This is a genomic window from Roseateles sp. (assembly GCF_039929605.1).
Lineage (GTDB): Bacteria > Pseudomonadota > Gammaproteobacteria > Burkholderiales > Burkholderiaceae_C > Pelomonas.
This window is the reverse complement of record NZ_JBDSQX010000016.1, coordinates 31,073-51,936: the sequence shown is the minus strand read 5'-3', so window position 1 is coordinate 51,936 and position 20,864 is coordinate 31,073. Positions and strand designations below refer to the sequence as shown.

Genomic DNA, 20,864 nt, shown 5'->3' with positions numbered 1-20,864 from the left:
GGGAACGCCATACCCTAACGGGCGATCCGTTCGCGGCCATCGGGGATTCCCATGGTTCCCGGCGGCCCCGCCGCCGTCAGGCCACAGCCGCTCCGAGCAGCCGGATCGTGCCTGCCTGCGCATCCATCTCGGCCAGCGCCCCCACCGGCACCGTCAACTTGCGCTTGATGTGGCCGATGGCCGCGCCGCGAAAGACGGGCACGTTCAGCGGCAGGAAGTAGTCGTCGAAGACTTCGTCCAGCGTCAGGCTGCCGTAGCCCTCGCCGGGCTCGCACTTGGTGAAGCGGCCGAGCACGACGCCCGCCAGCTGGCCTAACGCGCCGCTCAGGCGCAGCGTGGAGAGGCAGCGGTCGATGCGGTAGATGTATTCGTTGATGTCTTCCAGGAACAGGATGGCGCCACGGCAGTCGGGGAAGTAGGGCGAGCCGGCCAGCGAGGCCAGCACGGTCAGGTTGCCGCCCACCAGCCGGCCCTGCGCGCGGCCGGGGCGGATCGTGCTGATGCGCTCATCACGGGTGACGAGGTCGTCGCCGGACGAGGCGACCGGGTTGCGCAGCAGCGCGGCCTCGGCGTTCATCGCCACGGCCTTGAAGCTCTGCACCGAGAAGTCGTTCCACTCCGACCCGGCCACCGGGCAGTGGAAGGTGACGAGGCCGGTCTGGCGGTGGATGGCGTTGACGAGGCTGGTCAGGTCACTGAAGCCGCCGAGGAACTTCGGCTTGCGTTTGATCAGGTCGTAGTCAAGCTTGTCGACGATGCGGTTGCAGCCCGAGCCGCCCGTCACCGCCAGGATGCCGGCCACCGAGTCGTCCGCGAACATGGCATTGATGTCGGCGGCGCGCTCGGCGTCTGTTCCGGCAAAGGGCCCGCGCCGCGCGGCGACGAACTGGCCCGGCTTGACCTTGAAGCCCAGCGCCTGCACGGCCTCCATGGCCATCTTCAGCGGCTCGCGCTCGAAGGTGGCGTTGGCGGGGCTGACGAGGCCGATGGTGTCGCCCGGCCTCAGCCGGCGGGCCAGCAGGGCGCCCTCGGCGCGGGCCGGCGCGGCGGCGGCCAGCAGGCCTGTGGCGGCGGCGCTGAGGTGCAGAACTTGTCGACGAGATGCATGCATGGCGAAACGATTGTCCTCAACGTGAATGTTTTGGGGTCGACTCAGGATTGACGCTGCGCCGTCCGGCTCGCTATGTTGCGCGAAGAACCACCGAGGAAACAGACATGAAGCTTTGCCTGACCGCCCTGCTCACGCTGGCGCTACTGCTGACCGGCTGCGTGAGCACCACGCCCAGCGCCAGCCTGGACGATACGAAGAACTGCGCCGCCATGGTCGTGGGCGGTTTTCGCAAGGTGGCCGACGAGCGCAGCGAGCGCTTCAACGGCAAGGTCGGCGAAGAGGTGGCGCGCTGCCGGGGCGGCGACAAGGCCGCCGCCTTCCGGCCCTCGCCTTACGTCGACTGGCCCCACTACTGGGCAACGGGCGACAGCGCCTCGCTGCTGCCGGGCACGAGCGGCGTCGGGAGTCATCTCGGCGCCAACGGCCGCGGCGTGGACGGCGCGCTGCTGGACCTGGAATACCAGCGCATGGAGCTGATCAAGTTCAACCTGTTCGACAACTCCGGCTCCTTTGCCGACTACGTGCGCGGCCGCGACGGCGTGCCCGGCACGGCCATCAAGACCTGGCCCTCGATGCGGCTGCCGGCGAGCTCGCCCTTCTACGCGGCGGTGGGCGGCGACGGGCCGCAGCTCTGCCAGGGCGAGCTGATGCGTTGGCGGCAGCTCAGCGGCATTTGCAACGACCTCGTCAACCCGAAGATGGGTTCTAGCGGCGCGCTGTTCGCGCGCAACGTGCAGTTCGAGTCGACCTACCCCGACAGCAGCGACGACCCGCTCGCCCGCAACCGCCACGGCAACCGCCTCTCGCTGCTGCAGCCCGACCCGCAGCTCATCAGCCGCAAGCTGTTCACCCGCGCGCAGAGCGACCCGGCCAAGTGCCATGACGGCCAGGGCCTGCCCGGCGCGGCGGTAGACGCCCACTGCGACTACCAGAAGGCGCCGTTCTTCAACGTGCTGGCGGCGTTCTGGATCCAGTTCATGACGCACGACTGGTTCTCGCACCTGGAGGAGGGCCACAACGACGACAGGCAGCCGAAGTGGATGCCCGTGGGCTGCGCGGGTGACGCGGCCCAGCTCGGCTGCCGGCCCGGTGACCGCATGGACAGCGCCTTTGTCGCCGAAGGCAATGCGCCGCCGCGCTACCAGGCGGCCGACGGCAGCACGCCGCTGGCGCGCGCCTACCGCACGCATGCCAACACCACGACGGCCTGGTGGGATGCCTCGCAGATCTACGGCCATGACGGCGTTTCGCGCCAGCGCGTGAAGCGCGACCCAGCCGACCCGGCGCGGCTGCTGCTGTTGCCGGGCAACCGCAGCGGTGCGGGCGAGGCGCTCGGCCAGCTGCCCGTCTTCGGCCCTGGCGACGCTATCAACCCGCAGTGGGCGGGGCAGGGCGCCACGGCCTTCCCGGACAACTGGAGCATTGGCCTGGGCTTCTATCACACAGTCTTCTCGCGCGAGCACAACGCCTTCGTCGCCGAGTTCCGCCGCCGCGCGGCAGCCGCGCCCGATGACGACTCGGGCCTGCGCGACCCGGCTGCCCCCACCACCGTCATCCGCTACCGCGACGTGTCGGCCGACGTGCTCTTCGAAGTGGCCCGCCTCGTCGTGGCGGCCGAGATCGCCAAGATTCACACCATCGAGTGGACGCCGCAGCTGCTCTACGACGAGCCGCTCAACCTCGGGATGAACGCGAACTGGGGCGGCCTGTTCGACGGCACGAAGTGGGTGGAGAACGCGCTGGAGGCCGTCGTCGTGCAGAACTTCGGCAAGTCCGAAGACGCGAAGAAGGCCGGCCAGTGGTACTCGGCGCTGGCGTCCGGGCCGGGCATCTTCGGCCTGGGTTCGCGGGTCTACACCAGCGACCGCTTCTTCGCCCGCCATGACGCGACCAAGGACGACATCTGGAACCTGACCAACCCCGAGCACGTGAACGGCGGCGTCAACCACTTCGGGTCGCCGTTCAACTTCCCCGAGGAGTTCGTCAGCGTCTACCGCCTGCACTCGCTGGTGCCCGACCTGATCGAGCTGCGCCACTGGGACGCCGACCCCAACCGCATCGCCGCCAAGGTGCCCGTCATCGAGACCTTCCGCGCCAAGGCCACCGGCGTGCTGGCGAGCGAAGGTGCGGCCGACTGGGCGCTGTCCATGGGCCGCCAGCGCCTGGGCCTGCTGACGCTGGGCAACACGCCGGCCTTTTTGCAGAACCTGCCGTTGCCGCGCCTGCAGTCGGCCACCGGCAAGATCGACGTGGCCGCGCTCGACCTCATCCGCGACCGCGAACACGGCGTGCCGCGCTTCAACGAGTTCCGCCGCCAGTACGGGCTGCGCCAGCTGACGAGCTTCGACGACTTCATCGACGTGCATCTGCCCGCCGACTCGCCGGAGCGCGCGCGCCAGCAGGAGGTCATCGCCGACCTGCGCAGCATCTACGGCCAGCACCGCTGCGATGCCAGCAAGGTCATCACGGCGGCGCAGAAGAACCTCGACGGCAGCGCCATCAACGACTGCCTGGGCAAGCCGGACGGCAGCCTCGTCGACAACGTCGAGGACGTGGACACGGTGGTCGGCTGGCTGGCCGAGTTCACGCGGCCACACGGTTATGCGATCTCGGAGACGCAGTTCCAGGTCTTCATCCTGAACGCGTCGCGGCGGCTGTTCAGCGACCGCTTCTTCACCAGCAGCTTCCGGTCGGAGTTCTACGGGCGGCTGGGCATCGACTGGGTCAGCAACAACGGCCCGACGGCGAAGCAGTTCGAGCCCAAGGAGAGCAACGGCCACCGCGTCGAGGTCTCGCCCTTCAAGCGCGTGCTGCTGCGCACCGTGCCCGAGTTGGCGCCGGAGCTGGCCGGCGTCGTCAACGCCTTCGACCCCTGGGCGCGCGACCGTGGCGACTACTACGGCCTCGGCTGGCAGCCGCGCAAAGGCGCCGAGAGCGACCCGGCCTTCAAGCAGCCTTGAACCGATCTGCTGATCCAATGCGGGCATGAGCGAACACGACCTGCCCGCATTGCCCACCCTCGCCCCCGGCCGCTACCGCCACTACAAAGGCAGCGAGTACGAAGTGTTCGCCCTCTGCCGCCACAGCGAAACCGAGGAGGTGCTGGTGTTCTACCGGCCGCTCTACGGCGACAGCGGCTGGTGGGTGCGGCCCTACGACATGTTCATGGGGACGCTGGCCGTCGACGGCGTGATGAGGAAGCGCTTCGAGTTCGTCGGGCAGGGATGATCGACGGATGGAAGCAGAAAGTCAGAAGAGCGACCCGCCCGCGCAGGCGCTGCCGTCCGCGGGCGTGACGCCGGACGTCGTGCCTCGGCGGCGCCGTGCTGGATGGCTGGGCGAAGGCGCGCGTGTTCTGGTGTTCCGTGCGCCTCGCTGGGAAGGGCTCGACGCCCGGCCGCTGACGCTGGCAGTGCTGGTGCTGGCCAGCTACCTGGCTGCGGTCCTGCTGCAATGGTCGTGGGCGGTAGAACCGGCACGGCTGCAGTGGACGGGATTTCTGTCCGGCTGGATCGACGTGGCCCTGACCGGCTGGCTGTGCTGGGTGGTGACGAGATCGGCGCGTACTGGCGATGGCCCCCGGCCGTCGACGGCGACGCTGATGGCGCTGCTGTGGAGCGCCAGCCTGGTGAGCGCCATGGTCGAAGGCCTGTTGCACCCGGGCCTGTCGGCGGCGCTGGGCCCCGAGGCCGGGTGGGCTGCGAGCCTGCAGTGGAGTGCCTGGCTGGTGCCCATGGCGTGGGCCGGGTTGGTGCAGATCGTTTTGTTGTGGAGGGTCGCGCAGGGGGGCGTGGCGCGCGTGGCCATCTTGCTGATCACGCCCATTCCATTGGTGATCGGCGGCTATCTGGCGCCGACGACCTACTGGATCACGGAGCCTCCGCCCGACGCTGCGGCCGAGGTCGGCCTGCCGCTGACCGACGAGGTCATCAACACGCAGTCGCAGCTCCTCGCCACGGCGCTGGCCGGGCTGCAAGCGCCCCGGCCTGGCCGCATCAACGTCTACGCAGCGACCTTCGCGCCCTACGCGTCGGAGGACGTCTTCATGCGCGAGAGCGCCGTGGTGGCCAGGACGATGCGCGAGCGCTTCGGCGCCGACGGCCGCCTCGTCGAACTGGTGGCCAACCGCGCCACCAGCAGCACGCTGCCCTGGGGCACGCCGGCCAACCTGCGCCAGACCATCCAACGCATGGCCGCCGTCATGGACCGCGAGCACGACGTGCTTTTCCTGCACCTCACTTCGCATGGCTGTGCCGACGGCAAGCTGGCCAACGACACCTGGCCGCTGCAGACCGAGCCCATGACGCCCGAGCTGCTCAAGCGCTGGCTGGACGAAGCCGGCGTGCGCTGGCGCGTGATCTCGATCTCGGCCTGCTACTCCGGCAGCTGGATCGCGCCACTGGCGGGCGACGGCACGCTGGTGATGACGGCGGCGGATGCCGACCACACCTCCTACGGCTGCGGCAAGCGCTCGGAACTGACCTTCTTCGGCCGGGCGATGTATGAGGAGGCGCTGCGCAAGACCTGGTCGTTCACCGAAGCGCATGCGTTCTCGCGCAAGGTCATCGAGGTGCGCGAGCAGGAGGCGGGCAAGAGCGACGGGTTTTCGAATCCGCAGATCAGCGAGGGTGCCGGCGTGCGCGGCGTGCTGGAACGGCTGGAGAGTGAATTGAGCGGCAAGCATGCTGAGTGAAAGAAAGCGGCTGCTGTACGTCGCTGAAGCCGTCGCCCTTGCCGGCGCGGCGGCTGCATTGGCCCTGGCAGTTCGAAGCCACTGGCACCCCGAGCCCGCCTTCCCTGCGTTCCTCGCGGCGTGCGTGGGCTTAGCTTGGCTGATGCTCGCATTCGCACCCGCCTGCATCCTGTGCGGTCAATGCGCCCGGGCGCTGCGCGCCGATGCCGGCGCGGATACGACGGATGGCCTGAACGCCAAGGAAATAGCGGCTCTGATCCGCTGGGCGCCGCAGCCCTACCGCTGGGCGGCTGGCGCCGGGATCGTGATTCTGGTCACCACTGTGCTGCGGTTCGGCGGTATCGACGTTGCGGAGAACCAGCCCGCCGATCCCGAGGACGTCACGGGCGCTGCGCTGTATTTCAGCGTGTTTTTTCTGCTGGCCCTTCCCGTTCTTGGCTCCGCGGCACGAATGTCGGGCGACTATGGCGACCAGTGCAGGCCCTGACGCCACCACCCTCTACGACGCAGACCGGCCGCTGGAGCCCGCGGCTTGGTTGGCGCTGAAGCCGGCCGAGAAGCTGCGGTTGGCGGTCACTTTCCATGCGTCGAAGCGGCTGGCGTCCGGCCGGTACAAGTCCCACGCCCCGATGCATGTCGCCCTGGAAGACCGCGTGGCCCGACGCGAGGCGCCGGTGGTGCACGCGCTCGCCCGGCTGCAGCAGCAGGGCATGACGCGGCATGACGCCTTGCATGCTGTCGGCGACGTTCTGACCGAGCATCTGCGCCTGCTGGACACGGCGCCCGGCCCTATCGCCGCCGGCGCCTGGCAACGCCGGTTCAACGAGGCGCTGGAGCAACTGCAGGCGCCGCCCGCCGCTGGCCGTTGACGCTCAGCCCACCCGCGTCCAGTCCATCGACCAGTTCCGCACCCAGGTCTTGCCTCCATCGCTGGAGTGACTCTGCTGCCAGCGGCAGCCGGGCTAGGGCGGGTCGCGACCCGCCCTACAGCGCTGACCCTCTTCGGCCGGGCGATGTACGAGGAGGCACTGCGCAAGACCTGGTCCCCTGGCCGAGCAGCAGCGCGGGCGCTGATCTTGCCGAACGCCTCAATCGCGCCGACCGAGCTCCGCCAGCCGCCGCTCCAGATCGGCAATGCGCTCGTCGCGCGACTGGATGGCGGCCAGCACGTCGGCCGCCTCGAAGCGTTGCGGGATGTGCTTGGGGCAGTTCACGTCCCAGGCCTCGACGCTGAACAGGATGACCTGCTCGGGTCGCGCCGCGTAGCCCTCGGGCATCAGCCGCGCCATCAGCACCGCGTCGCCCTCGACCACCCGCGCGCGGCCCCAGATCTTGATGCGGCGGCGCTCCGCATAGTCCATCAGGAAGAGGAAGGCCTGCGGGTTCTCGCCCAGGTTGCCCTGGGTGATGTACTGGCGGTTGCCGGCGAAGTCGGCGAAGGCGATGGTCTGCTCGTCCAGCACATGCAGAAACCCCCGCGGGCCGCCGCGGTGCTGCACGTACGGCTGTCCTGCGGCGTTGGCCGTGGCGAGCATGACGCTGATCTGCGCTTCGATCTCCTCCTTCAGCTCGGGCGTGATGACACGCTCCCAGCCGCCGCCTTCTTCCATGCGTGCGTAGGCGTGGCGCGAGCCCTTGCGGGCCTGGATGGCCTTGACCGCAGCGGTGAAGGCGATGTTGCTGGTGGGGTCGGACATGGCAACTCCGGCAAGGGCGTGTCGAGGGCGGCGCAGCGCGGGGTCAGGCAGCCAGCGGCAGGGCCTGCGGAAAGTCGACGACCGTCTGCGCCACTTCGTTGATGTAGTTCGTCCAGGTGTTCAGCGCGACGTGCTGGACGATCTCGATGATCTGCGCGTCGTCGTAGCCGGCGGCGCGCACGGCCTGCACATCCGCATCGGAGACGTGGCCGCGCTGCGTCGCCACGCTGGCGGCAAAGCGCACCGCTGCATCGGCCTTGGCGTCTGTGGAGCGGCCATTGCGGTTTGCAGCGATCTCGGCGTCGCTGAGCTTGGCCAGGTTGCTGCCCAGGTAGGTGTGGGCCGCCAGGCAGTAGCCGCATGCGTTGATCTGCGCCACGGCCAGCGCGATGCGCTCGCGCGTCTGGGCCGGCAGGCGGCCCTTGGCCAGCGCGCCGGACATGCCGAGGTAACCCTCCAGCGCGGCGGGGCTGTTGGCCACCAGGCGGAACAGGTTGGGCACCGAGCCAAGCTGCTTGTTGACGGCTTCGAGCAGGGGGCGGGCGGCTTCGGGGGCGGCGTCGATGGAGGCGGGGGTGTGAAGGCGGGACATGGTTGTTTCCTCGGTTTGGCTGGGGTGGGTGAGAGCCGGTGTGTTCCGGTGAAGAGAATGTAGAAAATCCCATCAAAAGGCACTAGCCGGCAAGATTCATAATCTTTCTTCCGAATTTCGAGAGAGTTGGCGGGCATGGACCGTTTCGAAGCGATGGCGGTGTTCGTGGCCATCTGCGAGGCCGGCAGCCTGTCGGCCGCTGCGCGGCGGCTGGAGCAGCCGCTGGCCACCGTCAGCCGCAAGCTCGCGCAGCTTGAGGCCCAGCTCAAGACGCGGCTGATCGCCCGCTCCACGCGCCGCCTGGAGTTGACCGACGCCGGCCGCGACTATCTCGACGCCAGCCGTCAGATCCTGGAGCAGGTGGACGAGGCCGAGCGCGCTGCCTCGGGTGCCTACGCGCGGCCCCATGGCCAGCTCGTCATCTCGGCGCCGGTCGTGTTCGGGCGGCTGCATCTGCTGCCTGTGATCGTCGAATTCCTGCGCGAGTTCCCCGACGTGGACGTGCGCCTCATCCAGGCCGACCGCGTCGTCAATCTGCTGGAAGAGCATGTGGACCTGGCCCTGCGCATCGGCGACCTGGCCGACAGCGGCCTCGTGGCCACCCGGGTCGGCGAGATCCGCCGCGTCTGCTGCGCCAGCCCTGCCTACACCGCCGCCTACGGCCGCCCGCAGCAGCCTGCCGAACTGGCCGGCCATGCCTGCATCAGCTTCGAAGGCCTCATGCTGTCCAGCCGCTGGGTATTCCCGTCGGGGCCGGTCGACATCCACTCGCGATTGACCGTCACCACGGCCGAAGCCGCCATCTCCGCCGCGCTGATGGGCCTGGGCGTGGCCCGCGTGCTGTCCTACCAGGTCGCCGACGCGGTGCAGGCCGGCACGCTGGAGCGCTTGCTGCCCGAGCATGAGCCCGCGCCGGTGTCGGTGAGCCTGATCTATCCCGGCCAGGGGCGGCTGCCGATGAAGTGCCGGGCCTTCCTGGACTACGCCGGGCCGCGGCTGCGGGAGCGGTTAGGCTGCGCGCCTCTCGCCATGGAGCCTGTTGCTTGACGACCCTCTCATTCGAATCCGCCGACCAGCCCGACGTCATCGCCCTCATCGCCGAGCTGGACGCCTACCAGGACACGCTCTACCCGCCCGAGAGCCGGCACGCGTTGAACCTGGCCGCGCTGACGCAGCCGAACGTGCTGTTCGCCGTGGCGCGGGACGCTGCCGGCAGCGCGGTCGGCTGTGGCGCCGTCGTCCTTGGCCCGGACTTCGGCGAACTCAAGCGCATGTTCGTCAGCCCGGCTCATCGGGGCGGCGGCCTGGCCAAGCGATTGCTGGCCTTGCTGGAGGCCGAGGCCGTCGTGCGAGGCTGCGGTCTGCTGACGCTGGAGACGGGGCCATATCAGCCCGAGGCGCTGGGCCTGTACGCCCTTTGCGGCTACGAACGCTGCGGGCCCTATGGCGACTATGCCGACGATCCCTTGAGCGTCTTCATGCATAAGCGCATCGCGGCTGGCGTCACAGCACCCGCGGCAAGTCCCGCCTGACCGCCACGCGGTCGCCGAAGTCGAAATGCCACCACTCGGTGCTGATGCCGTGAAAGCCGGCCTCGCGCATTGCCGCGCGCAGCCAGCCGCGCTCGACGAGGTGCTGGGCCGTCAGCGCGCCCAGCGCCAGGTGCTCGGCTTCGTGGTCGGGGTGGGAGGCCAGCGTCATCTCGTCAAACCCTGACCCCATGTCCACCTCGCGGCCGGCCGGGTCGAGCAGGGTGATGTCCACCGCCATGCCGAAGCTGTGGATGGACCCGCGCTCGGGGTGGGCGAGGTACATCGTCAGCGGCGTGCCCTGCAGCTCGTCCCACAGGCGCTGCTGCACGCGCTGGGGGCGCAGCGCGTCCAGCACGAGCAGGCGGTAGCCGGGGCGGCGCGCGTGCAGCCAAGCGGCAGCTTGCTCCAGCGCGCTCGCGGCCTCGCGGCGCAGCCAGGCGCAGTCGATGCCGGCGTAGACGGGGTGGCCGACGAAGTTGTCGGCGCTGGCGTAGCGCAGGTCGACGGCGATGCCGTGAGTCAAGCTGGCGAGGGGGCGGAAATCGGTGTGGGCGGCGATGTCTTCCACCGCAATGGGCGAGGGCGTCACGGCAGCTCCGCCAAACCCGCCAACCCCGCGAGGTGTGATTGCGCCGCCGCCGTGATGAAGCGCACGAGCCGGCGCGAGGCCTGGCCGAGCGGCGCGTTGGCGGCGGTGAGCAGGTGAAGGTTGACGGGCACCGCCGGCGTCAGCGGGCGCACGCGCAGCTTGCTCAGGTCGGCGCTGGCGGCGGTGAAGGGGTCCACCAGCGTCATGCCAACGCCGGCCTCGACGAGGGCGCGCGCGAGCTGGTAGGTCTGCACGGTGATGCGACTGGCGAGCGACTGGCCGAGCGCCTCGCCGGCATGGTGCAGCAGGCCGGCCAGCGGGTCGTCGCTGTGCAGGCCGACGATCTCGGTGCGGATGTCCGCCAGGCCCAGCGGCCCGCCCTCCTGCGCCTCGGGGCTGCCCAGCGGGCACAGCGCGACCATCGCGCCGCTGGCGATGGTCTCGGTCTTGATGCCGGGGTGGCGCGGGTCCTGCAGCGACAGGGCCAGGTCGGCCTCGCCAAGCAGCAGGGCGGAGACGATTTCCCGCGTGTGGTGGGTGGCCAGCGAACAGCTGGCGTTGGGGAATGCCTTGCACCAGGGCGTCATCGCTGCGGGCACGATGGCCATGGCGACGGCGGGCGTCGCAACGAGGCGCACCTGCTCGCACTCGCCGAGCTTGAGGTTGGCGGCCAGGCGGCGGATGCCGACCAGGTCGCGGTTGAGCTTGTCGACCTCGACGAACAGGCGCTGGGCCTCAGGCGTCGGGTAGAGCTTGCCGCGCACGCGGTCGAACAGCGGCATGCCCAGCTGCAGCTCGCAGTGCTGCAGCACCTTGGTGACGGCGGGCTGCGAGATGTGCAGCAGCTGGGCGGCACCGCTGATGGTGCCGGCCTGCATGATGGCGTGGAAGACTTCGATGTGGCGAAGTCTCATTTCCTGTACACGCCTTCGAAATCAACGCTGCCGTTCGGCGCCATCTTGAAGCCGACGACATCCTTGCGCACCGGGATGTAGACCGTCGAATGCGCCATCGTGATCCACGGCCGCTCGCGCTTGAAGATCTCCTGGGCCTTCTCGTACATCGCGATGCGCTTCTTCTGGTCGGGCGTGGCTCGTGCTTCGTCGATGAGCTTTTCGAACTCGGCATTGCAGAACTTGACGCCGCTCTTGTTGGCCGCGCAGCTGAGGTTGGGTGTCAGGAAGTCGTCGGCGTCGCCGGTCTCGCCGCTCCAGCCGCTCATGTAGACGTTGTGCTCGCCGTTGTTGGCGCGCTTGAGGTACTCGCCCCACTCGAAGGTCTTGATGCTGGCCTTGACGCCGATCTTGGCCCAGTCCTGCTGGATGAGCTGGGCCATCAGCTGGCCGTTGGGGTTAGTAGGGCGCTGCACGGGCAGGGCCCACAGGTCGATCTCGAAGCCGTTCGGGAAGCCGGCCTTGGCCAGCATCGCCTTGGCCTTGGCGGGATTGAACTCGTTCTTCAGACTCTTGTTGTAGCCGGGGATGCTGGGCGGGAAGGCGCTGACGGCCTGCGTCGCGTCGCCGCGCGGGAACAGCGCCTTGAAGATGGCGTCGCGGTCGATGGCGATGTCCAGCGCCTCGCGCACCTCGCGCTTGTCGGTGGGCGGCTTCTTCAGGTTGAAGCTCAGGTAGGAGATGTTGAGCGCCTGGATCTTCTGGATGCTGATGTTGGGATTGCCCGCCAGCGTGGCCACGTCGACATCCCGCAGCGCCGCCGTCACATGGCATTCCCCGGCGGCGATCTTCTGCACCCGCACATTGGGTTCGCGGCTGATGCTGAACACCAGCATCCGCGTGGGTTGCTTGCCGCCCCAGTAGTCGGGGTTGGCCGTCATGCGCAGCACGTCGTCCTTGGCGTAGCTCTTGAACTGATAAGGCCCCGTGCCGACCGGCTGGACGTTGATCTGGCTGGCCTTGCCCTGCTTGAGCAACTGGGCCGCGTACTCGGCCGAGTGGATGCCGGCCCAGGCGAACGCGAAGTTGGCGACGAAGGTCACGTTGGGCTGCTTGAGGCGAAAGCGCACCGTGTGCTCGTCGACCTTGTCGATGCCGTCGATGAGCTTGGCCAGGCCGAGGTTCTGCGGGTAGACGAAGGTGGCCGGGAAGGCTTTGTTGAAAGGGTGGTTGGGGTCGATGAAGCGGCTGAAGGTGAAGACCACGTCATCCGCATTGAAGTCGCGTGTGGGCTTGAACCACGGCGTGCTGTGGAACTTGACGCCGGTGCGCAGCTTGAAGGTGAAGCTCTTGGCGTCCGGCGAGATCTCCCAGCTGGTCGCCAGCTTGGGCTGCAGTTCGGTCGTCGGCCGCTTGAAGCCCAGCAGCCCGTCGAACATCTGGCTGTTGACGATGTTGGTGCTGGCGCTGTCCCACAGGCCGGGGTCGAAGCCCTCGGGGCTGGCGTCTGCGCAATAGATCAGCGGCTTGCTCTGGGCCAGTGCGGCGAGTGGGAGCAAGGCGAGGGCGGAGGACAGCAGTGCGGCAGCGAGCTTCATGGGGCAGGGCGAAAGATGCGGGCGAGGGCCATTGTTCGAAGCCGCCCCAGCAGCCGCAAGCACGGACAGGCCGGGGAGGCATAACCAAACCTTATACCGCGCCCGATCAGCCCGGCTCGGCGCGGTCAATGCCGACGCTGCCAAAATGGCCGCATGAAGTCCATCGCCTACACCCGCGCCCAGGGCTTGCCCGCCCTGCTGCAGAACCGCATCGCCATCCTCGACGGCGCCATGGGCACCATGATCCAGCGCTACAAGCTCATCGAGGCCGACTACCGCGGCGAGCGCTTCAAGAGCCATCACAAGGACTTGAAGGGCAATAACGAGATGCTGATGTTCACGCGGCCCGACGTGCTCAGCGAGATCCATGAGCAGTACCTCGCCGCCGGCGCCGACCTCATCGAGACCAACACCTTCGGCGCCACGTCAGTCGCGCAGGAAGACTACGACCTCGCCGGGCTGGCCTACGAGATGAACGTCGAGGCCGCCAAGATCGCCCGCGCCGCCTGCGACAAATACAGCACGCCCGACAAGCCGCGCTACGTGGCCGGCGCCCTCGGCCCAACGCCGCGCACCGCGTCCATCAGCCCGGACGTCAACGACCCCGGCGCCCGCAACGTCGACTTCGACACGCTGCGCGCCGCCTACTACGAGCAGGCCAAGGGCTTGCTGGAAGGCGGCTGCGACCTCTTCCTCGTCGAGACCATCTTCGACACGCTGAATGCCAAGGCCGCCATCTTTGCGCTGGACGAGCTGATGGAGGACACCGGCGAGCGCCTGCCCGTCATCGTCTCGGGCACGGTGACCGACGCCTCCGGCCGCATCCTGTCCGGCCAGACCGTGACCGCCTTCTGGCACTCGGTACGCCATGCCCGTCCCATCGCCATCGGCCTGAATTGCGCGTTGGGCGCCACGCTGATGCGGCCCTACATCGAGGAGCTGTCCAAGGTGGCGGGCGACGTGGCCGTGAGCTGCTACCCCAACGCCGGCCTGCCCAACCCGATGAGCGACACCGGTTTCGACGAGACGCCTGACGTGACGGCGCGCCTGGTGGGCGAGTTCGCGAAGGCCGGCTTCCTGAACATCGCCGGCGGCTGCTGCGGCACGACGCCTGACCACATCGCGGCCATCGCCAAGGCCGTGTCGGCGTACAAGCCGCGGGTCAGCGGGGAGAAATTTTTCAGCCAGCTGATGGCGGCCTGAAGCGGGCTCCGCGTTCGGTTCCCGGCCGTTGAGCGTTGGGCGACGTCAGCGGTAGGTGAAGCCGATATGGAGCCGGATGTTGCGGCCTTGTTCGGGCCGTGCTCTCCGAGGCTGAGCTTACCGAGGGCGGGCGGGTCAGCGAGGCGGCGTCCGCTTCAGGCTGTAAGCGGCGCAGAGACTCACCATACGACCCAGCACACGAAGGTTGCCAGGCAAAGTGTGAATGCGAACCAAGCGGTGACTGTGATCCACCGAAACCAGAAGCCTGCTGGGTCATCCGAGCGCCGCACCACTCGTTCGACGTCGTTGCGTATCTCGCCGAGCCAAATTGCCCACAGCGGGAACTGTACACAAACGCTCAACCAGAGCAGCCAGATGACCCCAATGGTTGGGCGGCGCATCGTGCCCGAGGGCAAGCCAAGCGCCATTGCGGCGAGGGTTGCGATGGACGTGAGGGCCATGTTGCACAGCATCGCCCGCTGGAGCTGCGTCATTGCAGCCCACCCATCGTGGATGCGTGAGAGGCCTGTTGGCAGGGTTCGCCAGGTCCATACCGCCAACATCACAAAAAGGGCCAACAGCACGGCGTGCCCAAACGTGCTCAGGACCATCAGGACGGGCGAATCAGCCCACGTGTATGACTTTCCGGTTGGCACCTTGCTGAACTGGGCAACGCGCCCGTTCACGAGCGAGTGCAACAAGATGGCGCCATAAATGGCTGCAATGCCAGCAAAAAACGCTGTGCAGATCCAAGTGATGAAACGAGAAAGGCGCATGGATCTGCGAAACATCGCCGGTGGAAGATGGTTGGCTGCCACGAGTCTAGTGTCGTGCAAGTCCCAGAAGCGCATGTCTGCTCACGCTGCGAAGCGGTCCGCGAGCGCGTCAAGGCGCTGCGCGGGTGCACGCGACGTGATCACCCGATGCCCACCCGGCGGTAGCACGAGCCTTCGTCCGCCGCCAGAGCGGCGCGATCACTTCCGTCTGTTGACAAATGAATTCAAACGAATACATTCGTGTTCGTTGGAACTCATTTGAAGGCGGTGCCGCATGGCGACGCAGACGATCACGATGGAGCCGCTGTCGGCTCGCATCCCGAGCGACCTCTACCTCTGGCTGGCGCAGCTGCAGGTGGAAGGCGCCACGACGAACAGCGACAAGCTGCGCGTGCTGCTCGGGCAGCTCAAGCGCCAGCATGACGGCGCGTTCGAGTACGTTGCGGCCCACGCCTGGGCGCGGGAGCTGACGCACCGGCTGCGCGAAGCGCTGGTGCGCATCGAAGGCAGCGAAGGCCGGCATTCCGAGGTGCTCAATCTGCTCGTCGAGCAGGTCACGACGCTGATGGCGCTGGTCATCAGCGCCGCGCCCACGACGGCTGACGAAGCGGCCAAGCTGGAAGACGCGCTGGTGCGCCGCGCGGCGCTGCTGAGTGAATCGCTGCTGCGCCAGGCCACCACCAGCGCTGCGCATGCATTCGATCCGAACGTGGTGCGTCGCCACCTCGTCGCCACCGTCGAGATCGCCTCGACCCTGAATACCGTCAACCCCGTCAAAGGAGCTTGAGATGGCTGATTCCCTGAAGACCCGCGTGGGCCGCGTGATCGCCGGTGGCGTGCACGCGCTGCTGGACAAGATCGAAGACCTGAACCCGCAGGCCGCCATGGAGCAGGCCATCCGCGAGGCCGATGGCGTCATCGACGAGGTGCGGCACGAGCTGGGCACCGTCAGCGCCAACCGGCACCTCGCGCAGCAGCAGCACGCCAAGCTCAACCGCAGCCATGAAGACCTGCGCGACCAGATCGCCCAGGCGCTGACGCAGCAGCGTGAAGACCTGGCCCGCGCCGCCGTGGCCCGCCAGCTCGACATCGAGGCGCAGATCCCCGTGCTGGAGACGACGCTCGCCGACTTGGCCCGCCAGGAGCAGGAGCTGCAGGGCTTCACGGCCGCGCTGCTGGCCAAGAAGCGCGAGATGCAGGAGGCGCTGGCGGACTTCCGCAAGAGCCGGGCGGCGACTGAATCGGCTGCGCAGCCGGTCGGGCAGTCCAACGTCGAACAACGGCTGGGCAAGGTGGCCGATGCCTTCGACAAGATCTACCAGCGCCAGACGGGCCTGGACGGCACGCAGCGCGCCGGCAGCCTGGACCAGGCCGCCCGGCTGAGCGAGCTGGAGCAACTGGTTCGCGACAACAAAATCGCCGAGCGCATGGCGCAGATCAAGGCCGGACAGGCATGACACTCCTGCCCGTTCGCAACCCGGGAACGTCCAGATGAACTTGTTCACCTCGCCCGAGACCTTGCCCTTCGGCGTCGCCGTGGCGCTGATCGTGGCCATTGCGCTGCTGGAGGGCCTGGGCATGCTGGTCGCGCTCAGCCCCAGCAATGTCATCGACGACCTGCTGCCCCACGCCATGCCCGAGTCCGGCATGGACCACGTGCTCGGCTGGCTGCACCTGGGCCGCGTGCCGGCGCTGGTGCTGCTGCTGCTCTTCCTGCTGGGCTATGCGCTGTTCGGCTATGCGTTGCAGAAGGTGGCGTTCAACCTGCTCGGCGGCTTCCTGCCCGCGTGGCTGGCCGGGCTGCTGGCGGCGCCGCCGGGGCTGGCCACGGTGCGCGGCCTGGGGTCGCTGGTGGCTCACATCATTCCGCGCGACGAGACCAGCGCTGTCAGCGAGCAGTCGCTGGTGGGGCGCGGCGGCGTCGTCAGCGGCGGTGCCGCGCGCCGTGGCCTGGCGGCGCAGGCGCGGGTCCGCGATGCGCATGGTCGCGTCCACTACCTGATGGTCGAGCCCGACATGGACGACGAAGTGTTCGAAGAAGGCGCGCAGATCCTGATCGTGCGCAAGGCGGGGCCGTTCTATCGCTGCATTGCCAACCCGCATCCCCATCTCATTTGATTCACAGGGAGTTGAAAAAGACATGGACAACTTGATCGAAATCGCCGGTATCGCAGGCATCGCCCTGCTCGGCCTGCTGACCATCGGCTTCGTCTTTGCGCGGCTGTACAAGCGCAGCACCAAGGAGCTGGCCTTCGTGCGAACCGGCCTGGGTGGCCAGAAGGTCATCATGGACGGCGGCGCCATCGTGCTGCCGGTGTTCCACGAGCGCGTGCTCGTCAACATGAACACGCTCAAGCTCGAAGTGTTGCGCCGCGAGCGCGAAAGCCTCATCACCAAGGACCGCATGCGCGTCGACGTGACGGCCGCCTTCTTCGTGCGCGTGAAGCAGACGGAAGAAGCCGTCAGCACGGCGGCGCAGACGCTGGGCCTGCGCACCATGAGCCCCGACGAGCTGAAGGCGCTGGTGGAAGACAAGTTCGTCGACAGCCTGCGCGCGACCGCCGCGACCATGACCATCCAGGAGCTGCAGGACAAGCGCCGCGACTTCGTGCAGGCCGTGCAAAACGCCGTGGCCGAGGATCTGGAGAAGAACGGGCTGGAGCTGGAGTCCGTCTCGCTGACGAGCCTGGACCAAACCGACAAGCAGTTCTTCAACCCCAACAACGCCTTCGACGCCGAGGGCCTGACGCGGCTGACCGAGCAGACCGAGGCGCGCCGCAAGCAGCGCAACGACGTCGAGCAGGACACCGAGGTGCAGGTGCGCACCAAGAACCTCGAAGCCTCGCGCATGAAGCTGACCATCGAGAAGGACCAGGAGTTCGCCTCGCTGACGCAGAAGCGCGAGATCGAGATGGCACGCGCCGAGCAGTCGGCGCAGATCGCCTCGCAGCAGGCCGAGCGCCACCGCGAGGCCGAGACGGTCAAGATCGAGGCGGAGCGCCAGGTGGGCCAGCGCCGCATCGAGGCCGAGCGCGAAATCAAGGCGGCGGAGATCGAGAAGACGCTGGTCATCCAGACGCGCGAGATCGAGCAGGAGCGCCAGACCGAGATGAAGCGCGCCGAGCAGCGCAAGCAGGTCGAGATCGCGCGCCAGGACACGCAGATCGCTATCGCCACGAAGTCGCGTGAGCAGTCCGAGGCCGATGCCGCCGCCAACATGGCGCGAGCCGAAGCCGTCAAAGCCGAGGAAACCGTCAACACCGCGCGCCAGGTGGCCGTGGCCGAGCGCGACAAGGCGATTCAGCTGATCGAGGCCAGCAAGGACGCCGAGCAGAACGCGATTGCGGTCAAGGTGTCTGCATCCGCCGAGAAGGAAGCGGCCATTGACCGCGCCGAGGCGCTGACGATTGAAGCGAAGGCCAAGCAGGCCGCGGCCATCGCCGAGGCCGAGGGCCGGCGTGCGATCAACGAGGCGCTGAACACGCTGTCTGCCGCGCAGGTCGAGTTGCAGGTGCGCACGCAACTGCTGCAGCAACTGCCCGCCATCCTGGCCGAGGCGGTGAAGCCGATGGAGAAGATCGAGTCCATCCGCATCGTGCAGGTGAGCGGCATGCCGGGTGGACAGAACGGTGGCGCGGACGGTGGCGGCGCTTCAGCGGGCGCCACCTTCCCTGAGCAGGTCATGAACTCGGCGCTGCAATATCAAGTGGCCAAGCCGCTTGTCGACGCCGTCATGCATGACGCCGGCCTGTCGAATCAGGGCATCACCGGCCTTGCGCATAACCTCGCAAACATGCTGAAGCCGGGTGGCGCGGCCACCGCGAGGCCGCCCAGCGATGCCGCGCAATAGGACCGTTCGGTAGGACCGCCCCCAGTGGGCAGCACGCATGTGCGCGCAGAGGGGACTCGAGCCTCGGGCAGTCGGAGCCTGGCGAGTCAGGCGATAGGTTGCGTCCGATATGTCAACGTATCGCCATTGCCCAACACGGCATGCAGGCTTCGCGGCGGCAGCGTCACATCACCAACCTTCCGAGTCGCATCGTCATAGTTCACCGTCACCCGGCTCCCATCGGCGAAGGTCGTGCGCTGTACTTGTTTGTCGTGGCTCAGCCACTCAAACCCGATCAGGGCCTGTAACGCCAGCGCGTTGTGCAACCGCCGGAACACCCGGCACTGGCGCTTGATGATCGGCAGTCGTTCGCGCAGGCTGCCGGCACTCAAATGGTAGGTCGGCGCCACGTTGTGCAGAAGTTGCGTCAACTCGCGATCCTGGGCCACATCGCTCAGTTTCAGATTGTCGTAAGTCCAGTGGTGAGACGTGATGATCGATCCATGGAACACCGCCTGATACAGCGGCAGCACCACGCCCGGCGCAAAGTGCAAGGCACGGTATTTCGCCTTGGTCCTGGCGGGCGCGAAGAACTTGCTCGGTTGCTCGGGCGGAAACCAGTGGCCGGTGTAGTAAGGCGATGACTTGTCCCTGTCGAGATCCGGATCGCCCCAGCCGATGACTGGCGTCTCTGTGCCCTGCGCAAAGGCGATACCCTGGCTGGTCACCGCATTGCCGACTTCAGAGCCCAGCGGCACCTTGACGGTCTCCGACCACCAACGCTGCATGGCGTTGTTGGCGCCGGCATGCTGGCTCTGCGTCATTTCATGACCCGCGCGAAAGTCATCGAACACCATGCCGGTGGCGCTGACATCGCTGAACCAGCTGTTGTATCCGGCGGCCGTCTTCAATGCAGTGACGCGGGCCTTCAGCGAGTCTGTGACGCAGAACGTATTGGCATAAAAGCCCGTGCCCATGAAGCCTTTGCGCGGCTGGCCATTGGCCTGAATGATCGGGCAGGCTTCGTATAGCGCGCGGCCCTGCTGCGATGTGGCCCAGTCGGGGCGCACACCTGGCGCGATCAGTCCCATGTAGTCGTCATAAGGGCTGATCAAGTAGCCGGCATTGGCCGCGACCTTGATCGCTTCGGGATGCCACAGCCCGCCTTCGAAGCCGTCGCCAAGGCCAATCCATAGCCGGTCGAAACCGGCCTCTTTCAGCGCATTGATCGTGCGCTTTGACAGGCCATCGCCCCAGCTGGCGGGATCAGGCGCCAGCGACGCGTTGAACGTCGTGAGGAACTGTTGCTTCAGTTCCCGATAGACGCCGGTCAACCGGGCATGGTCGATCTCTTCCTGCTGCCATTCGGAACGCGCCAGTGTCAGCAGGGCGTGATTGACGTGACGCACCACGACGCGCCGCTCAAAGGGCGGAGGCTTTCGCGGCAGGGCCTTGAGCTGGTCCAGCGCCTCTGCGTCGAGTGCGCCGCGCAGGCTGACGGCAAACGAATGAGTGCCCTGCAGGGTCTTCATAAAGCCCACCCAGTCGCGGACGTCTGGCACGCCGATCAGCCCGTCGCCCCACAAATAGATCTGCGGCGCGCCGATAAGCTTTTCGGTGCCGGGTGTCATGCGAATCTTGTCGGCAAGAGTCTGGTATTGGCCGCTGTCGACCAGAAACCGTTTGTACCGCTGCGCCCCGGACAGCAATGTCTCGCCGAGATGCAGCGTCAGGCTCATCGGCGTCTGCGGTGACAACGCCGTGAACTCGTGACGCAAAGTGATGTCCAGCCCGTTCGATGCCTGGCGGAAATTTATGGTGTTGTTGAACGGATTGGTCATGAGCCAGTGCAGCGTAAAGGCGCCGTGGTCCATGCCCCACAAAGGCAGGGTGAGGTCTTCCGTGGTGTTGATGTCGTTGTGCGCCTGGGTGAGATCGGCGCGCCATTCCGCGCTGTCCGTCGGGGCATAGCGACCTTCGGCCAACGGCAGAATCAGACCCCGTCCCATGGCGGCGGCGGGCTGATGCAGCAGCTCCAGGGTTTGCGCCGTATCGACGATGAACGACACGTTGAGGTCGCTACCGGTGAGGGCGGCTTCGACGCGCACGGCGCCCCAGGTCCAGCGCGCTGAGGTGGGTGTGCGTTTGAGATCGGCGACCGTGCGGGCAGGGCAGCCGCTCGAGACTGTCAGTACCTTTTGGTCTTTGGGCGCTACTTCAATTGCCAGCGTCGCCGGATCGATGCCAACCTGCCACTGGTCATTGCGGAGCGTGACGACCGCTTCTGCGCGTGCCGAAGAGGCTATGCCGGCGGTCAATGTCGTGCATAGAAAACTCCGGCGACGCATGAA

20 protein-coding genes are annotated in these 20,864 nt (G+C 67.4%); 12 read left to right on the top strand and 8 right to left on the bottom strand.

Annotated elements, in window-relative coordinates:
- Positions 1–76: 76 nt before the first annotated feature.
- Positions 77–1,111: an LD-carboxypeptidase gene (locus ABIS05_RS02320; protein WP_348012870.1), complete on the bottom strand. Its 1,035-nt coding sequence runs from the start codon at positions 1,109–1,111 to the stop codon at positions 77–79.
- 104 nt (positions 1,112–1,215) lie between these two features.
- On the opposite strand from ABIS05_RS02320, the gene ABIS05_RS02315 reads away from it, so the two are divergent.
- From ABIS05_RS02315 to ABIS05_RS02295, 5 genes are read left to right on the top strand one after another with little or no spacing between them, the layout of a single operon-like run.
- Complete coding sequence (locus ABIS05_RS02315) at positions 1,216–4,071, top strand: peroxidase family protein (RefSeq protein WP_348012869.1); 2,856 nt, start codon at positions 1,216–1,218, stop codon at positions 4,069–4,071.
- Positions 4,072–4,096: 25 nt separating this feature from the next.
- Positions 4,097–4,339 (top strand): DUF1653 domain-containing protein, encoded by a 243-nt coding sequence (locus tag ABIS05_RS02310; protein WP_348012868.1) that lies wholly within the window; start codon positions 4,097–4,099, stop codon positions 4,337–4,339.
- Between the two features lie 7 nt (positions 4,340–4,346).
- Positions 4,347–5,804: a C13 family peptidase gene (locus tag ABIS05_RS02305; protein ID WP_348012867.1), complete on the top strand. Its 1,458-nt coding sequence runs from the start codon at positions 4,347–4,349 to the stop codon at positions 5,802–5,804.
- Complete coding sequence (locus ABIS05_RS02300; RefSeq protein WP_348012866.1) at positions 5,794–6,291, top strand: hypothetical protein; 498 nt, start codon at positions 5,794–5,796, stop codon at positions 6,289–6,291. Before ABIS05_RS02305 ends, ABIS05_RS02300 begins: the two co-directional genes overlap by 11 nt.
- Positions 6,269–6,673, top strand: coding sequence for a hypothetical protein (locus tag ABIS05_RS02295; RefSeq protein ID WP_348012865.1), 405 nt, complete (start codon positions 6,269–6,271; stop codon positions 6,671–6,673). The genes ABIS05_RS02300 and ABIS05_RS02295 overlap by 23 nt, the downstream gene beginning before the upstream one ends.
- A gap of 219 nt (positions 6,674–6,892) precedes the next feature.
- Here the strand turns inward: ABIS05_RS02295 and ABIS05_RS02290 are convergent, their stop codons facing one another.
- Both ABIS05_RS02290 and ABIS05_RS02285 read right to left on the bottom strand, forming a co-directional pair.
- Positions 6,893–7,501 (bottom strand): pyridoxamine 5'-phosphate oxidase family protein, encoded by a 609-nt coding sequence (locus tag ABIS05_RS02290; RefSeq protein ID WP_348012864.1) that lies wholly within the window; start codon positions 7,499–7,501, stop codon positions 6,893–6,895.
- A gap of 43 nt (positions 7,502–7,544) precedes the next feature.
- Entirely contained in the window at positions 7,545–8,093 is a 549-nt protein-coding gene (locus tag ABIS05_RS02285) for a peroxidase-related enzyme (protein WP_348012863.1), read from the bottom strand.
- Positions 8,094–8,228: 135 nt separating this feature from the next.
- On the opposite strand from ABIS05_RS02285, the gene ABIS05_RS02280 reads away from it, so the two are divergent.
- A complete protein-coding gene (locus ABIS05_RS02280) occupies positions 8,229–9,140 on the top strand; it encodes a LysR family transcriptional regulator (protein ID WP_348012862.1) in 912 nt (303 codons plus the stop codon).
- Positions 9,137–9,625 carry a GNAT family N-acetyltransferase gene (locus tag ABIS05_RS02275; protein WP_348012861.1) on the top strand — a complete coding sequence of 163 codons (489 nt, stop codon included), beginning with the start codon at positions 9,137–9,139 and terminating at the stop codon, positions 9,623–9,625. Before ABIS05_RS02280 ends, ABIS05_RS02275 begins: the two co-directional genes overlap by 4 nt.
- On the opposite strand, the gene ABIS05_RS02270 is transcribed toward ABIS05_RS02275, so the two are convergent.
- From ABIS05_RS02270 to ABIS05_RS02260, 3 genes are read right to left on the bottom strand one after another with little or no spacing between them, the layout of a single operon-like run.
- Positions 9,597–10,214: a M15 family metallopeptidase gene (locus ABIS05_RS02270; RefSeq protein ID WP_348012860.1), complete on the bottom strand. Its 618-nt coding sequence runs from the start codon at positions 10,212–10,214 to the stop codon at positions 9,597–9,599. The genes ABIS05_RS02275 and ABIS05_RS02270 overlap by 29 nt on opposite strands.
- Positions 10,211–11,128 (bottom strand): LysR substrate-binding domain-containing protein, encoded by a 918-nt coding sequence (locus ABIS05_RS02265; RefSeq protein WP_348012859.1) that lies wholly within the window; start codon positions 11,126–11,128, stop codon positions 10,211–10,213. The genes ABIS05_RS02270 and ABIS05_RS02265 overlap by 4 nt, the downstream gene beginning before the upstream one ends.
- Positions 11,125–12,705, bottom strand: coding sequence for an ABC transporter substrate-binding protein (locus tag ABIS05_RS02260; protein ID WP_348012858.1), 1,581 nt, complete (start codon positions 12,703–12,705; stop codon positions 11,125–11,127). The genes ABIS05_RS02265 and ABIS05_RS02260 overlap by 4 nt, the downstream gene beginning before the upstream one ends.
- A 153-nt stretch (positions 12,706–12,858) precedes the next feature.
- Between ABIS05_RS02260 and ABIS05_RS02255 the strand changes: the two genes are divergently transcribed.
- On the top strand, positions 12,859–13,908 hold the full coding sequence (locus tag ABIS05_RS02255; protein WP_348012857.1) for a homocysteine S-methyltransferase family protein: 1,050 nt from the start codon (positions 12,859–12,861) through the stop codon (positions 13,906–13,908).
- Between the two features lie 179 nt (positions 13,909–14,087).
- Here ABIS05_RS02255 and ABIS05_RS02250 read toward each other — a convergent pair whose 3' ends face one another.
- Complete coding sequence (locus ABIS05_RS02250) at positions 14,088–14,759, bottom strand: hypothetical protein (RefSeq protein WP_348063206.1); 672 nt, start codon at positions 14,757–14,759, stop codon at positions 14,088–14,090.
- Positions 14,760–14,958: 199 nt separating this feature from the next.
- Between ABIS05_RS02250 and ABIS05_RS02245 the strand changes: the two genes are divergently transcribed.
- The 4 genes from ABIS05_RS02245 to ABIS05_RS02230 are packed head-to-tail and all read left to right on the top strand — an operon-like array spanning position 14,959 to position 18,534.
- Complete coding sequence (locus ABIS05_RS02245; protein ID WP_348012855.1) at positions 14,959–15,471, top strand: hypothetical protein; 513 nt, start codon at positions 14,959–14,961, stop codon at positions 15,469–15,471.
- A 1-nt stretch (position 15,472) separates the two neighbouring features.
- Complete coding sequence (locus ABIS05_RS02240; protein ID WP_348012854.1) at positions 15,473–16,141, top strand: PspA/IM30 family protein; 669 nt, start codon at positions 15,473–15,475, stop codon at positions 16,139–16,141.
- Between the two features lie 34 nt (positions 16,142–16,175).
- Positions 16,176–16,802: a YqiJ family protein gene (locus ABIS05_RS02235; protein WP_348012853.1), complete on the top strand. Its 627-nt coding sequence runs from the start codon at positions 16,176–16,178 to the stop codon at positions 16,800–16,802.
- A gap of 22 nt (positions 16,803–16,824) precedes the next feature.
- Positions 16,825–18,534, top strand: coding sequence for a flotillin domain-containing protein (locus tag ABIS05_RS02230; protein ID WP_348012852.1), 1,710 nt, complete (start codon positions 16,825–16,827; stop codon positions 18,532–18,534).
- An 86-nt stretch (positions 18,535–18,620) separates the two neighbouring features.
- Here ABIS05_RS02230 and ABIS05_RS02225 read toward each other — a convergent pair whose 3' ends face one another.
- The gene (locus ABIS05_RS02225; RefSeq protein WP_348012851.1) at positions 18,621–20,861 is read right to left on the bottom strand and encodes a glycoside hydrolase; all 2,241 of its coding nucleotides are present in this window, start codon (positions 20,859–20,861) and stop codon (positions 18,621–18,623) included.
- Between the last annotated feature and the right edge of the window lie 3 nt (positions 20,862–20,864).

Excerpts from the sequence above, each read along its gene's own strand:
- ABIS05_RS02320 (WP_348012870.1), bottom strand. The coding sequence starts at position 1,111 with ATGCATGCATCTCGTCGACAAGTTCTGCACCTCAGCGCCGCCGCCACA.
- ABIS05_RS02315 (WP_348012869.1), top strand. The coding sequence starts at position 1,216 with ATGAAGCTTTGCCTGACCGCCCTGCTCACGCTGGCGCTACTGCTGACC.
- ABIS05_RS02310 (WP_348012868.1), top strand. The coding sequence starts at position 4,097 with ATGAGCGAACACGACCTGCCCGCATTGCCCACCCTCGCCCCCGGCCGC.
- ABIS05_RS02305 (WP_348012867.1), top strand. The coding sequence starts at position 4,347 with ATGGAAGCAGAAAGTCAGAAGAGCGACCCGCCCGCGCAGGCGCTGCCG.
- ABIS05_RS02300 (WP_348012866.1), top strand. The coding sequence starts at position 5,794 with ATGCTGAGTGAAAGAAAGCGGCTGCTGTACGTCGCTGAAGCCGTCGCC.
- ABIS05_RS02295 (WP_348012865.1), top strand. The coding sequence starts at position 6,269 with ATGGCGACCAGTGCAGGCCCTGACGCCACCACCCTCTACGACGCAGAC.
- ABIS05_RS02290 (WP_348012864.1), bottom strand. The coding sequence starts at position 7,501 with ATGTCCGACCCCACCAGCAACATCGCCTTCACCGCTGCGGTCAAGGCC.
- ABIS05_RS02285 (WP_348012863.1), bottom strand. The coding sequence starts at position 8,093 with ATGTCCCGCCTTCACACCCCCGCCTCCATCGACGCCGCCCCCGAAGCC.
- ABIS05_RS02280 (WP_348012862.1), top strand. The coding sequence starts at position 8,229 with ATGGACCGTTTCGAAGCGATGGCGGTGTTCGTGGCCATCTGCGAGGCC.
- ABIS05_RS02265 (WP_348012859.1), bottom strand. The coding sequence starts at position 11,128 with ATGAGACTTCGCCACATCGAAGTCTTCCACGCCATCATGCAGGCCGGC.
- ABIS05_RS02260 (WP_348012858.1), bottom strand. The coding sequence starts at position 12,705 with ATGAAGCTCGCTGCCGCACTGCTGTCCTCCGCCCTCGCCTTGCTCCCA.
- ABIS05_RS02255 (WP_348012857.1), top strand. The coding sequence starts at position 12,859 with ATGAAGTCCATCGCCTACACCCGCGCCCAGGGCTTGCCCGCCCTGCTG.
- ABIS05_RS02250 (WP_348063206.1), bottom strand. The coding sequence starts at position 14,759 with ATGCGCTTCTGGGACTTGCACGACACTAGACTCGTGGCAGCCAACCAT.
- ABIS05_RS02245 (WP_348012855.1), top strand. The coding sequence starts at position 14,959 with ATGGCGACGCAGACGATCACGATGGAGCCGCTGTCGGCTCGCATCCCG.
- ABIS05_RS02240 (WP_348012854.1), top strand. The coding sequence starts at position 15,473 with ATGGCTGATTCCCTGAAGACCCGCGTGGGCCGCGTGATCGCCGGTGGC.
- ABIS05_RS02235 (WP_348012853.1), top strand. The coding sequence starts at position 16,176 with ATGAACTTGTTCACCTCGCCCGAGACCTTGCCCTTCGGCGTCGCCGTG.
- ABIS05_RS02230 (WP_348012852.1), top strand. The coding sequence starts at position 16,825 with ATGGACAACTTGATCGAAATCGCCGGTATCGCAGGCATCGCCCTGCTC.
- ABIS05_RS02225 (WP_348012851.1), bottom strand. The coding sequence starts at position 20,861 with ATGCGTCGCCGGAGTTTTCTATGCACGACATTGACCGCCGGCATAGCC.